Raw genomic sequence first — 14259 nt, 5'->3', positions numbered from 1 at the left:
TATATTATTAAAAATTACCTTACGTTAACATTAACTTAACATAAGGTAATTTTTTTATTGATCCTTATTTTTGTTTTTTTGCCTCATGAAGAGTTTTTAATTCAGCTTTCGCAGCGGCCTTTTCAGCTTTTGCTTTTTCTTTAACAGAATTACGATATGCTTTATCTTTTAAATAACGCATTTCTTCTTCATATTCGGCAGGATTTGTTTTTTGTAATTTACGGAAGTAAAGCGAATTATCCAAAAGAATAAATGGAATTCAAACTGCTGTGGCAACCACAAAACAAATTAAGGCGACGAGAATGGCCATTGGATCAACGGTTGCTAAAACCGCTCCAATAATTCAAGGTGTTGTCCATGGAACAGTGACATAAACAACATTAACAATATGCATTGGTCCTGTTGCTAATCACCCAATTAACATTGCTAATAATGGTGATAAAATAAATGGTGCAAAATAAGTTGGGTTTAAAACGATTGGGAAACCAAAGATAACTGGTTCATTAATATTAAAACATCCCGCGGGAAGGGCATATTTTGAAACTTCTTTTAATTCACGGCGTTTTGATAATACTAACACCATAATTAATAATCCTAATGTTGCTCCTGAACCACCAATATTCATATAAATATCAAAGAATGGTTTCCCAAAGATTCCTAATTGATCATTTAAATTAGTTCTTGCTGGTAATCCTGATGAAATCAAGGCTGTATTAACTCCCATAATCATTCATCAAATTGGTTCAAAAATGGCTCCCATAATATTTGAACCATGGATTCCAAAGAATCAGAAGAATGAGATAAAGAAGGCATAAGCAACAGCTAATCCTAATCCCCCATTCCCAGTTGCAAAACCAATAAATCATGAAGTAAAGAATCGATAAATTGCGGCTCCAATTCCAAAGGATGAACTACCAATTGGAACTGTAGCATATCGTTCAGCAACAGTTAGGAAGGCTTCCCCATTTGCATTTGTTGAGAAGAAGAAATTAGCAACAATTGAATCAATTCCTTTATTACCAGCAATTGTTTGGCCATTTAATGATAATAAAAATTGCCCAAAAGCATTAGTTCCTTTCCCACTCATTGCTGTTGTTAAGTTATTAAATCATTCTTTCATTACTGCTTCATTACCTAATCCAAAACCAGTATTCATCAAACTTTCAATTTGACTAATTGTTGCTGTTCCAAAAATTCCAGCTCAATCTGCTCCGGTTTGACTAAAGTCTCAAGCACCAGTTATATCACGAGCAAATAACTCTAGATGATATGTTTGGTATAAAAAGTCGGCAAATGTTTTTAATTTAACATTATCACCAATTGCTGATGATCATAAGTTTTTATTTGAAACTAAGGTGTTTCAAGATTCGATCTCTCATCCTCAATCAGGGCGAGCGATTGCTGGGGCTAAAACAATAATGTTTAACACAGCCACAATCCCTAATGTAAATGTCATTGGTAAAAAGACGGCAAATGATTTCCCAACTGCGGGGGGGACACCATCTGGTAATTTAATTTCTAGTTTTTTCATATTACCAAATCAAACAAATAACTCCGTTGTAACGATTCCAATCACTAAAGCAGCAAATAAACCTTTTGCATCCATAAAGAATGAAACTTGGCCCATACTTGCAATAATAAAACCAGCAAATGATGCTAATCCAGCAATTGTTGGATTTTTATAATTACGTGATAAAGCTAGAAAATACCCTAGTAAAAAGGCAAAATACAATGACATCGCCCCAATTGTGGCAATTTGGATTTGGCCAAAAGCTAATGCCCCAATTTGCGACGCTTTCCCTCAACTAGTTTCTAAATTATTAAATAAAGGTCCAATATCATCTCATGCATATCCAGCAGCACGAGCAAATAAACCTAACAATGAGATTTTTCCTGATCCAGCCCCACCAAAAATAATGGCATCTATTAATAATCCTAATCCCCCAGCGATAATTAACGGAATCATTGTTCCAAATGAATCACGAATTGCTGATAAATGGCGTTGATTACCAAGTTTTGACATTACTGGTAGTGCTTTATTATCTCACCATGTTTTAAAGCCTTTTGACAGTTTATGTTCTTTTTGGGCTTTAAACTTTCCTTTTTCATTATCCATGTCTATAACTTATTCCTTCCTGTAATTTATTTAATTAAACTCAAGGCTAACTCTAAGGCTTCTTTTCCTTTCCCTAGAGCATAAATATTAGCAGCAATGACTGCAACTGGTTTGTCAGTCATTGTTTTTAGATTTGCTTCAAGAAACTTCACTTGTGGTCCTAATAAAATAACATCTCAGTCTTTTAAAACTTGTTGAGCTTCAGCCATTGCTTTGGCTTCAATTTCAACATTAATATTCATCAACTGCGCAGCATCAGTCATCTTTTTAACTAAAATTGATGTACTCATACCTGCTGAACAAACTAATAATATTTTCTTTTTCATAATATTCCTCACTTTAAAATTTATATAAAATTGCCAAAAAAATGCTATTTTATAGAAATATTCTACAAGATAATTAAGCTAATTTCAATTAATATTCTAATATTTACCAAAAAATGGAAAAATATCTTTTTTTGGTAAGAATTTTCCTAGTCTTTTGGGAATAATGATATACTTAAAATAACTATTATTACTCTGCAGAAAGGATTAATATGATGCCATCATTTTTTATCTATTTTGCCTTAATTCCGGTTGTAATTTTTTGTTTAATTTGAATTACAATTCGAACAATTGAAAAAAACTTTCACCGTTATTTAAATTCAAAAAAACTAATTCTTTTAATTAGCGCGATTATTTGTACGGTCATTGTGATAATTATTATTATTTTATCGTTTTATCTTTTTCAATAAAAAAGAACTTTTATTTACTAAAAGTTCTAACCTTTGATAACCGTAATTGCATTTTGCTTAACTGATAATGATATTTTTCTTCAGTAATACAATCTAATAGCCCTAGTTTACGCATTAATTCTCACATTTGAATATCAAAGCGGATATTTTCGGCTTTGATATAATTATTACGCATAATTTGTTCTAAATAACCGGCTTTTGCTTTTAGGCTTTTTATAATAACAAAATAAACTAGTTTTGTTTTTCGACTCTTACTTTTCCCCTGAAATTTAAATGTTTTAGTAATTCAGGCCTCTGATGTAAATCATTCTAACATAACTTCATTATTTTCGCGAAAATGCCCTAAATGCATAATTCTTTTTTGGTCTTTTCCCCCCGCGCGATAAAAAGAATCATCTGACAAATCTTGATACTTTAAATTAGCGTGCATATCTGTTGCTAACATCGTTAATAAAGTTTCGAATGTTTGTTCTAAAGGTGTTTTAAATTTTTTAACCCGAATAATCTTTAAAATCCGCGATGATTCACTTAACTTGGAATTATATTTTGGGGCATTAAACTGCTGATATTTTTCCTGATATTCTTGTTGTAAGTTAGCAATTTGTGTAGGATCAGTTATTTTCATATGCTTACTAAATTAATTCTTCATCATAATCAATTGCTTGATTAACAATTGTTGTCTGGATAAACTCAGCTGATTTTTTTAATACCCGTTGGCCATTATTATTTAAATCTAATTGGACAAATCCATAACGATTTTTATAGGCATTCATTCATGATCAATTATCAATATAAGCTCAGGTATGATAGCCAAAACAATTTGCCCCTTCACTAATTGCTTTTTGCATTCAAGCTAAGTGTTCTTTAACAAAATTAATTCGGTATTGATCATCAATAACACCATCTTTAATAAAGCGTTCTTCATTTTCAACTCCCATCCCATTTTCGGAAATGTAAACAGGAATATTATTGTAATTATTTTTTAAATTCATTAGGGCTAAATAAATTCCTTTTGGAAAAATTTCTCATCCCCGGTAAGGATTAATTTTTCGCCCTGGCATATCATATGGTTGATAAAAGTAATGTGGGGTAATTGCCCCATTTGCAAAATTAGGAAGATAGTCTAAACATTTAACTCGGGCAGGTTGATAATAATTTAATCCTAGAAAATCAACCCGTAAAGTTTCATTAGCAATTAAATCTTCATCACCCGAATTGATTGTTCACATAAAATTATGTTTTTTTGCTAACTTAATTAAATCTTCAGGATAAGTATTCTTAACCATAGGGTCTAAAAAACAATTTAACGTAAATAAATCATGATAATAAGCTGCTTCTTGGTCAGCTGGATTTTTACTACGAGGAATTGATGGAGAAATATTTAACAAACACCCAATTTGTCCCCCTAATTTTAGTTCACGATAAGCTTTTACTGCTCGTAAGTGGGCAATTAAAAGATTTCATTGCGCTTGCATCCCATCTTGCATACTAATTTCATTTGGAATATGTCAGTCATATCAATAACTTCCTTCCACAACAACAATTGGTTCATTAAAAGTTGTAAACATTTCAACGCGATCACCAAATAATTCAAAACATGTTTTGGCAAAAAATGTAAAAGCATCAACAACCGCTAATGATAACCAACCTCCAACTTCTTGTGCTCATGTTGGCATATCAAAATGAAATAAATTAATAATTGGTTTAATGTTGTTTGCAAGCATTGTATTAATAACATTATTGTAAAATTCTATCCCTTTGGGGTTAATTGTTTTCCCATCAGGAATTAAGCGACTTCATTGAATTGATGTGCGTAGCGAATTAAAGTTTAGTTTTTTCGCAATCAAAATATCTTCTTCATAGCGATGATAAAAATCATTACGACATGGCTGCTCATTAAAGAAGCGGTATTTTTCTTTTTTAAATCAATAATCTCAGTTTGATGATGATTTACCGTCTTCAAAAAAAGCACCTTCTGTTTGGGGTCCTGAAAAAGCACTACCCCATAAAAAATTTTTTTTAAAATCAAATTTAAGCATAATATTTTTCCTCTTTTCATACAATTAATAATATTATACCGATAAAATGCCAATTAATAAAACCTATTTTTGATTATTTTCTTTTCATTGTAAATATTGGTCTCAAAAAGCTTGGGCACGGGCATGCGAAAAAATAAAGGTTTGATTTTTAATTTGATTTTTCAAATTATCAACCTCTGATCAAATCATGTTTATAATATCTTGACCATATTTCCACATAATACGATTGCGGTTGAATTCTTTTAAATCAAGGATTTTATAGGCCCCATCCGAAAACACCTTAATATCTAAGTCATAATCAATGTATTTAATTGTTTTGCCTTCCATAATAAATGGGGAAGCAATATTGCAATAATAATTTAGTCCTGTTTCTTTAAACATGCAAATAATGTTACTTCAATTTTTTCGATTAAAAATTCAAATTGCTGGTTCGTTTGTTTTTCATTTTCGACCATTTAATTCCGTTACTGTTACATCTTCATTAACCAAAACTAAATAATCTGAATTTAATTCTAAGACAATAGCTGCATCTCAGCTACGATAAATTGCCCCATTATGTTTATATGCATGTACTAATACTACATCACCGATTTTTAATGTCTCCATCATAAAAATCCTCCTTTATTATTTAATATTTTATTCTCTTTTCCAATATAAAATCCACGAAACAAAATTAGTTTAAAACAAATAGTAATTCTTAATTCTAAATATAGTTTTAATTAAAATGATATTTTTATTACACTATCATTATAATTATATCAAGCAAATTCTGTAAGTAAATAGTCAAACCCCTAATTTATGTAAAAACCACACACATTTAAGACCACTAAATTCTTTAGAATAAATTTAGGAGGATTAAAAATGATAACAAGTATTATTACTGAAAATGAATTATATAAATTACATCGTGGTTTTAAAAAGTGGTATGGGCGTGTTGAACCAACTAAAGAAACAAATTATATCTATCATCATTTGTCAAATTATTTTAATTTATGCCATAAATACTATTTAAAAAGTCACTCATTAAACCAGTTAATTAAATTATTTTATAAAGGCAAACAAACATTTTATACATGATCAAATAAAATTAAAGAATTTTTATTAAATTCTTATGATTTTGAATGATTTAAAAAGACTTCAACACGACCAAAAACTATTCATTATCATTATAGTAAAATATATAAAAGAAAAATTGCTAAGATGATTAAAACATACCGAGAAAAATATGGCACAGGGATATATGAGTTTTATAATTTAACATTAGCAAATTATTTTACCTACCAAAATATGCCAATTAAACATAACATTAAAACATTAATAAAATGAGATAAAACATTTAATAATTATTCTAAGCGTAAAAATATAAAGAAAATATATCAACGTTATGAAATGCCCGAATTAGGACATGTTCAACATGATGTTAAAATATTAACTAAAAATATGACAGGTTACAAAAAAGATTTGTATATTTTTGATTACATTGATGAAAAATCACGTTATGCAGTGGCTTATGTTTCTGCGCATAAAACACAAGATATTGCTGCTAAACTATTTGAAAAAGCTTATTTTGAATTTAAAAATATTGGCATTAACATTAAGAGAATTCGAACAGACAATGGAACTGAATATGTATATAATCATCGTTCAAATTATGCTCATCGAAAAAGTGAATTTACAAAAGCAGTAAATAAAAAAGGAGTTGCTCATCAGACAACTCCAGTGCGTTCCCCACAGTCAAATGGGAAAATTGAAAGATTTCATCGTAACTGAAATAAGTTTTTTGAATATTTACCAAGATATCTTAAGGAAATTGATGATATTGAAAAACAAATTAAAATCTTTCTAAATTATTATAACAATATTCGACGACATAAGAGCATAAATCTTTTAACACCTGCTGAAGCTGTGTTAAAATTTTTAAAAGACTAACTGGTCTTAAATGTCTATGGTACCTTACACAAACCCCTAATTTAAAAATAAAAAAAGTACTTTTTCCAAAAAGTACAACTTAATTTTCAATAAATGGGGCGGCTGATGGGGCTTGAACCCACGAGTGCCGGAGCCACAATCCGGTGCGTTAACCACTTCGCCACAACCGCCATATCTAATTTAATTAGGTAAATATTTTTACCTATTTTATTATATCTAAATTTTAGAAATTGTAAAGATATCGTTCTTGGTAATAAAAAAATATTTTAAATTGAAAAATTACTATTTTTTTTGTATTATAATTAAGTTGTAATAATAGTTATGTATTAAATATTATCAACCCAAAAGAGAAGAAAGCAATGTATATTATTAAAAAAAATCAAATATTAAAAAAAGAAATTATTATTCAGTATAATAAATTTTTGTGTTTCGCAAAATATGTTGAATCTGAAAATGATGTTATTGAATTTTTAAAAACATTTAAAGATCGCAAAGCTAGTTTTAATGCCTATGCGTATGTTATTGGTTTACGCCGTGAAAATATTTTTAAAACTGATAATGGCGAAATCCGTCATGAAGCAGGTCGCCCAATTTTGGATGCCATCATTGAACGTGACTTAACAAACATTATTGTTCTTGTTATTCGTTACTGTAATAGTAATACAATTCTGGAGAATCCTAAATCAGCTTATGGAACAATTACACGCTTAACCCTTGAAACAGCTAACATGAAAAAAATTGCCGTTCAGTTAAAAATCGGAATTTTATTACGACCACTTTATGAAAATTTTTTACGAAACCTATTACAACAACATAACATTAATATTTTTAAACGAACATTCTATCGTCGGGAATTAATTATTACTATTATAGTTGAAAATAATCATCCTATCATAGGGGCATTAGATCAATTCATTATTGATAGAATAATTTATAGTTATAAAATTATTAAAACATAAAAAAACCTCGGATGAGGTTTTTTTATGATAAAGTAATTAATTCTGGTGACTCTAAAATTTCTTTTAATCGTGTTAAGAATATTCCTGCTTCGGCAGCATCAATAATTCTTTGATCAATTGTTAACGAAATATTCATCATTGAGCGAATTACTAATTTATCACCTTTAATAACAACTGGTTTACGAACAACTCGCCCGATTCCGACCACAGCTGAATTAGGATAAAAAATCGTTGGCGTAGCAGTAACTGCCCCAACTGTTCCATAGTTGGCGACAGTAATTGTACTTCCTTGTAATTCATAATCGTATAATTCACCTTCGCGCAAGCGGTCAATAATTTCTTGTGATGTTACAGCAATTTGTTTTAAACTTAATTTTTCAGCAAATTTAATGACAGGAATAACTAATCCCTCACTTGTTTCAGTTGCAATTCCAATATGATGGGAATTTTTAATAACAATTTGATTTGTTCTAGCATCATAATAGGAATTTAATTTTGGATATTCTGTTAGTGCTAATGATACTGATTTAACAATAAAACTCATTGTTGAAAAGCGAACACCAGAGTTAGCATTAGCATTTTTTAATTTTCGTTGTTGTTCAATTACCGCTGACATATCAATTTCCGTATTAATTGTTAATGGTGGAACACTAGCCTGGGTCATAATCATTGATTTAATTGCTGGATATTTTGCGGCTTTAATTTCCTCGCGGCTTTCTGGTCCTTGCGGTTCAATAATATTGTTACTTGTATTAACAATATTTAAACTATTATTTATTGGGTGTAATAAGTTTCCTTGTGGGGCCATATTATCGAATTTTTTAATTTGTAAATCTTGACTATTGTTTGTTTTATTTCCTAAGAAACTTTCTTTTAATAAATCAGTTAAAATAGGGTCGGCACTACTATTAGGGGTTGTTTTAAACATTTGTTGTAACATCATATATTGCATTAATTTATCAAAAGTATTGTTACTGTTATTTTGATTATTTTCTTTTAAATGACGAATTTCATTTAATAATTCATTTTGACGATTATTTTGTTCTTGTTGCGCTAATTTTTCTTTTAAGACAGCTAGCTCGGCTAAAATACTACTATCGCCCCCAGTTGCTTGGGAAGGCAAGAATTGTTGAAAAACTGGTTGTGGTTCTTTTTGGGCTGTTACTGGCGCTGTTTTTGGATTATTTTGTGGTTTTTCTAATTGTTTAATTGGTTCATTATGAGTAATCTGTTCTCCTCACCCATAATTATCACTTTCTGCTTGGTCAACACCACGATGTTCAGCATTATATTTATCATCTAACACCTTATACTGTTTTTCCATTTCTTCATATGATGGGCGTTTAAAATTATGGGTTGCTCCTAAAACATTATCAACTTCAACATCCCCAGCTGCAATTGCTTCCATTCTTTGTTTAATTAATTCGCGTTGGTTTCTTGTTTTTAAAATTTTTTGTCGTTCAGCATCATTATGTAATTTTTCAAATAAGCGATCACGGTATGTTTTATATTGCTTATGTGGAGTATGTTGTGGCTCATCCCCATCAACAAGAATTCCATCAGCATTAATATATGAATATTTTTCAGCATTATCATTTGCTTTTTTGCTTGGAGCCATGCCATATTCAGAACGTGTTCCTCGATAACTATCGCTTGTGTCACTAAAACTAGTTCCACTAACTTCACTTGCTGCCCGTAATCCTGAAGTATTTTCACTAATTAAATTATTCATACGATTTTGAACAATATTACGTAAAATAATTGGTTTACCTTCATCATCTAAAAAGTCCATCGCATTTTTATTATTATCCGCCTCAAGATTTAATTTCTGAAAATTATTATTACTATGTAATTGCTCACGACGTTTATTAACTAATTCCCGGAAATTATTTGTTGGGGCATTTTCCGTTTGACCACTTGCTAAAATTACACTAGTTGGTTTTTCATCATGAGTTTTTGTTGTTTGAACTAAATATTTGGCATATTCTTTCTCTGCTAATTCTTGTTGTAAAGTATTTTTACTTTCTGCTAAAGCTTGACTAATTTTTGCTTTTAAATCTTCCACCTGGGTAGACTCCTCACTATTATTTTTCTCATTTAAAAAAGACCCACTAAGTTTTGCTTCTTTAAATGACAAGGGTTTTTCGCTTGGTTTATTAAATGATAATGGTTTTTCATCTCAACGACCTTTTTCAACTATGCTTGTTTTTAATGGCGCAAAAGACGCATTAAAAATTGATTTGGTTTCTTCACTCTTTTGTTCTAATTGAGCTTCGGGGCGTGATTCTTGCACTTTGCCTAATAATGACTGGTAGTTTGGAGATTGGTGTTGGCTAAGGTTAGGTGTTTGTAATAAGCTTGTTAATGGTAAAGTTTGGGCTGGGGCTACTGTTGTTGAAACAAAACTTGTCCCTGAATAATTATCTTCTTCAACATCAGCTCATTTTGTTCCAAATTCGCCTTTATCAGAAGGCGAAAAGTCAACTTCAAGATCAGTTTTTTTATTAAGTTTATTATGATATTTTGTAATTTCTTTTTCATTTGTTAAGAGGTGGGCAATAACACTGTTATTTTTAACTTTGCTACCAATTTTAATTGGTTTAATAACAAGACCATCATCTGGTGCATTGACAATAATTTCTTCCTTGTTATTAACTAAAATTAAGGCAATCGGTTCTCCCGCTTGTACAACATCGTTAATATATAAAAATCGTTCTAAAACCCCTTTTTGACGGAGATTTTCTATTCTTATTTTTTTCATTTTCCTTACCCCACAACAAAATAATCAATAAGTTTATATAATTAGTTTAGCCTCTATTTACACATTTAAATTATACCATAAAAATTGACTTTTTTTTCAAAAAAGGTTATTATATTATTCCAACAAATCTAGGGAAAAAGTAGATTTTTGGAATTATTAAGTAAAGATTTTAAAACTTTTTTAATTTTTTTACTATCCAATTATTAATAGACCTTTTTATTAGATATAAAACTTTATAAAAATGAAAGAGACGAGGAAACAATGAATGAATTTTAAAGAATTAAGCGAAAAACGCCATACAATTAAATCATATTTGCCAAATAACGGAATAACTGATGAAGAATTACAAAAAATTCTTGAGGCAGTTTATTTAGCCCCAAGCTCTAATAACTTACAAGATACAAATATCTTGGTAATTAGAGATCAAAAATTAAAAGAAGAAATTGCCAACGATTTTGAAAGTTTTAACACCCAAAATGTTAAAGATGCTAGTGCCCTATTCCTATTTGTTGGAACCCCTTTTAAAATGCAAATGTTAAATAATGGCCAAAGCATTTATAATGCAACAATGAAATTTTTGGATATTCCGGAAGCAGACCGTCAAAAAATGAAAGAAGGAGTTTTACAATACTATGGTACTATATCTGAATCAACTGATTTAGTTCATATCATTAATACCACAATTAAATTTAGTTTTACAATGTTAGCGGCAACAGAACTTGGTTATGGTTCAACACCAATGTTAGGAATGCAAAAATGCAAATTGAAAAAGACATTAATTAATAAAGGAATGATGAAGCAAGGTCAAGAAGTAATTTTAGCCTTAACAATTGGTGTTCCAACCCCAAATGATGCTCGCAACAAAGCGCAAGCAAATCGCATTCGCTTGCCATTTGAAGAAACTTACAAAATATATTAAAAATTTTAATCATGATGACAAATAAAAAAAGGAATTTGGTATTCAGCCATTTTCCTTTTTTTGTTTTAGCTATTATTTTGTTCTTTTTGTTGTTTTTGCTACTTTTTCAGGCTGTTTTTTATTCATTAGCTTTAACATCAAAACTGACGTATATGAAATTAACACCATGATGCCATAAATTCCAATGGCAGCAAAAAATAAAATAATTGGCGCAGTAACAGGATTCTTATATGGATTCAAGATATTATAAGCATTTCACCAAACAATCGTTTGATTGTTCGGATCAAAACCATGATAACCAACATAAATAAATAAACGCACATAAGCAAATAAAACATAACAAACTGGGATAATTAACCCAAAATAACTAATTCGTTTTAAAAAGTAAATAAAATCATGTTCTTCATATTTCAAAAAAATAAAATATAATGCTAAAGCAATTGCTGGAGTTAGAAAATGAATATTAATAGTAATAACATTTCTCATTGCCAAATTTGTATAAATAAATCCTGATCCCACAAAAATTTGCTTAATAACATCTGGTCAAAATACTAAAATAATAACAATTGAATATAATAATAAAAAAATATTGTTAAAGAAAAATTTCTTAAATTCTGATTTTTCATTTCGATATCCTAAACGGGCTAAAAATACTGTTCCATACAAAATCGCAAATAAAGCATATCAATTTGTAAAAGCAACAAATAATCAAGATAATAACTGATCAATTGTAAATTTACTTGGCTCACCATTTGGCCCAGATTTAAAATAGTTATAATGTAACATTCGGTCACACAAATCAACAATAATTCCTGTTAACGGAATCGCAATAAGTAAACTCATTAAAACAATAATTGTAATTTTAAGAGGTTTACGATATTTACTTAATTTATACATTGTTTTTCTCCTTAATAAATACTTGATCGGTTGTCTTTTGTAAAAATGACTTTCAAATTATATCATAACGCTTTTTTGACCCAAAATTTCAGAAAAATAAAAAATAATGCATAATTGCATTATTTTTTACGCTTCAACTTGTTGTTTAATTTCTTTAACTTTATTATCTAATTCTGTTGTATGTTTTGTTTCAGTAATATTTTTGACTCATTTTTTACGATGTAATAAGATAACCGCCCAAATTGTTTTTAAACTGTCAGAAACTTGTAAAATAATAATAATATAAACAATATCTAAACTTGATGTTAATACTAAAATTGCTAATAATGGGACTGGAATAATTCATGTGTATAAAGCATCCAAGACGAAGGCGTTGAAAACGGCTCCCCCTGTTCTGATAATTGCATATGAGGTAGCACTGACCATCACAAATGGATACATCAACCCATAAACAAACAACATCCAGTGTGCAATTCGGAATGTTTCTTTTGTATTATTAACAAATAATACTTCTGGGAAAAATCATCCCCCAACAACTAACAACAATCCGGCAACTGTTCCGATCATAAACGATAAGATTACCAAATGTTTTCCATTGTATTCTGCTTCGGCCAAATTGTTGGCTCCCAATCGACTGCCGACCAGAATTGATGTTCCTGCTGAAAAACCATGATATAGCGGTGTATATAAGGCAGTAATAATCGTTGAGAAAATTGCGTTTGCTGTTAAAGCATCAATACTATAAATTGCTCGTAGTTTTACTTGGACAACCATTCCGACCGCTCAAAAGATTTCGTTAAAAACAATTGGGGTTGCTTTTTGAAATGCCCGCCGTGTAACAAAACCATCAAATGAATATAAATTCCGGGGAATAAATTCATACCGTTTAAAAGAGAATAAGGTGACAATAAAGGCCAATTGTAACACCCGTGAAACAGTTGTTGCAATAGCTGCCCCTTGTACCCCTAACCCATTAAATTCTCCTAAAAAAATTGGTTCAACTAAGAAGGGGTTCATTAAACAGTTTGTACTTAAGGCAATTAATGAAACTCATACGGCTAATCCTGCTCTTCCAGTTTCACGTAATGTTGTAATAAATGCAATATTAATTGCTAAAATTGGATATGATAAGGCAATTGTTTGAAAATAATGCATTCCTAAATCTGTTGAAATTGATGCTGCTTGATATTCAAAATACTTAAATCACTGAATCGCTAAATCTTTTTGATCAGCTGTCACTGGTAAAAAATCATTTGGTTTTTCTGCATATTTTGGTGAGGTGGTAAATTCAATTAATGGTCGTCCCGCTACTTGGGAAAGAAGTAAAACAACAGCACAAACTAAAATACAAACATAAACTTTTAACAATGTTACTTGTTGTAATTCTTTATATTTTTTAGCTCCAAAGTATTGGGCATTAAAAACCCCAAAACCATAACAAATTCCACTTAAAATTGCGAACATAATAAAATAAAGTTGATTTGATGCAGCAACCCCATTCATTGCTAATTGCCCAGCCGTGTAATGATAGCCAACATAGTGTCCTAATCCTCAACTATTTCAGACTTCTTGATTATGATAAATTTCATCTGATCCAAAAACGGTTTTAATTTGGTCCATTAAATCCTGAAATCCAGGAACATTAAATTTAATTGCATTAACAAAAAAGTTATCAACTAAGTCAGTTGATTCCATAATAATTTCTTGCATTGTTGCTAACAAAATTAAAACTAATGCTGTCGCATATCATTTTCGACTGGCAAATAGTTTATTTTTTTTGTCGCTCTGTAATTGTGACATTTGGCCCTCCTTAATTTTATCTTTACTGATTTCTTGCCACTATATTATTGATAATTGGTGCAACAACTCGTAAAAATACTTTTGATCCGTTTTAAGTAACAGTTTT

The 14259-nt window shown here is 30.0% G+C and carries 12 protein-coding genes and 1 tRNA gene; 4 read left to right on the top strand and 9 right to left on the bottom strand.

Translation table 4 applies throughout. The features are described 5' to 3' along the window. Positions 1-64 precede the first annotated feature (64 nt). Together SCHRY_RS00385 and SCHRY_RS00380 are read right to left on the bottom strand one after the other, a co-directional pair. Positions 65-2116: a PTS sugar transporter subunit IIC gene (locus tag SCHRY_RS00385; RefSeq protein ID WP_016338490.1), complete on the bottom strand. Its 2052-nt coding sequence runs from the start codon at positions 2114-2116 to the stop codon at positions 65-67. Between the two features lie 26 nt (positions 2117-2142). Beyond that, positions 2143-2442: a PTS sugar transporter subunit IIB gene (locus SCHRY_RS00380; RefSeq protein WP_016338489.1), complete on the bottom strand. Its 300-nt coding sequence runs from the start codon at positions 2440-2442 to the stop codon at positions 2143-2145. A 209-nt stretch (positions 2443-2651) separates the two neighbouring features. On the opposite strand from SCHRY_RS00380, the gene SCHRY_RS00375 reads away from it, so the two are divergent. Continuing rightward, the gene (locus tag SCHRY_RS00375) at positions 2652-2849 is read left to right on the top strand and encodes a hypothetical protein (RefSeq protein ID WP_016338488.1); all 198 of its coding nucleotides are present in this window, start codon (positions 2652-2654) and stop codon (positions 2847-2849) included. A gap of 10 nt (positions 2850-2859) precedes the next feature. Here the strand turns inward: SCHRY_RS00375 and SCHRY_RS00370 are convergent, their stop codons facing one another. From SCHRY_RS00370 to SCHRY_RS00360, 3 genes are all read right to left on the bottom strand, one after another. After that, positions 2860-3474 carry a hypothetical protein gene (locus tag SCHRY_RS00370; protein ID WP_016338487.1) on the bottom strand — a complete coding sequence of 205 codons (615 nt, stop codon included), beginning with the start codon at positions 3472-3474 and terminating at the stop codon, positions 2860-2862. A gap of 7 nt (positions 3475-3481) precedes the next feature. After that, on the bottom strand, positions 3482-4888 hold the full coding sequence (locus SCHRY_RS00365) for a glycoside hydrolase family 1 protein (RefSeq protein ID WP_016338486.1): 1407 nt from the start codon (positions 4886-4888) through the stop codon (positions 3482-3484). A 63-nt stretch (positions 4889-4951) separates the two neighbouring features. Then, positions 4952-5497, bottom strand: coding sequence for a DUF402 domain-containing protein (locus SCHRY_RS00360; protein ID WP_236607991.1), 546 nt, complete (start codon positions 5495-5497; stop codon positions 4952-4954). A gap of 252 nt (positions 5498-5749) precedes the next feature. Between SCHRY_RS00360 and SCHRY_RS00355 the strand changes: the two genes are divergently transcribed. After that, a complete protein-coding gene (locus SCHRY_RS00355; protein WP_016338484.1) occupies positions 5750-6817 on the top strand; it encodes an IS481 family transposase in 1068 nt (355 codons plus the stop codon). Between the two features lie 94 nt (positions 6818-6911). On the opposite strand, the gene SCHRY_RS00350 is transcribed toward SCHRY_RS00355, so the two are convergent. Then, positions 6912-6987: transfer RNA gene (locus SCHRY_RS00350), tRNA-His, on the bottom strand. 189 nt (positions 6988-7176) lie between these two features. Here SCHRY_RS00350 and SCHRY_RS00345 point away from each other — a divergent pair. Then, positions 7177-7776, top strand: coding sequence for an IMPACT family protein (locus SCHRY_RS00345; protein WP_016338483.1), 600 nt, complete (start codon positions 7177-7179; stop codon positions 7774-7776). A 22-nt stretch (positions 7777-7798) separates the two neighbouring features. On the opposite strand, the gene SCHRY_RS00340 is transcribed toward SCHRY_RS00345, so the two are convergent. Then, positions 7799-10537 (bottom strand): 2-oxo acid dehydrogenase subunit E2, encoded by a 2739-nt coding sequence (locus tag SCHRY_RS00340; RefSeq protein ID WP_016338482.1) that lies wholly within the window; start codon positions 10535-10537, stop codon positions 7799-7801. Positions 10538-10802: 265 nt separating this feature from the next. Between SCHRY_RS00340 and SCHRY_RS00335 the strand changes: the two genes are divergently transcribed. Further along, complete coding sequence (locus SCHRY_RS00335) at positions 10803-11456, top strand: nitroreductase family protein (protein WP_016338481.1); 654 nt, start codon at positions 10803-10805, stop codon at positions 11454-11456. A 72-nt stretch (positions 11457-11528) separates the two neighbouring features. Here the strand turns inward: SCHRY_RS00335 and SCHRY_RS00330 are convergent, their stop codons facing one another. Then, complete coding sequence (locus SCHRY_RS00330) at positions 11529-12353, bottom strand: hypothetical protein (RefSeq protein WP_016338480.1); 825 nt, start codon at positions 12351-12353, stop codon at positions 11529-11531. Between the two features lie 126 nt (positions 12354-12479). After that, positions 12480-14153 carry an MATE family efflux transporter gene (locus tag SCHRY_RS00325; RefSeq protein WP_016338479.1) on the bottom strand — a complete coding sequence of 558 codons (1674 nt, stop codon included), beginning with the start codon at positions 14151-14153 and terminating at the stop codon, positions 12480-12482. Positions 14154-14259: the final 106 nt, after the last annotated feature.

The sequence above is a fragment of the Spiroplasma chrysopicola DF-1 genome, assembly GCF_000400935.1.
GTDB lineage: Bacteria > Bacillota_I > Bacilli_A > Mycoplasmatales > Mycoplasmataceae > Spiroplasma > Spiroplasma chrysopicola.
This window is presented reverse-complemented; position numbering and strand designations above follow the sequence as displayed.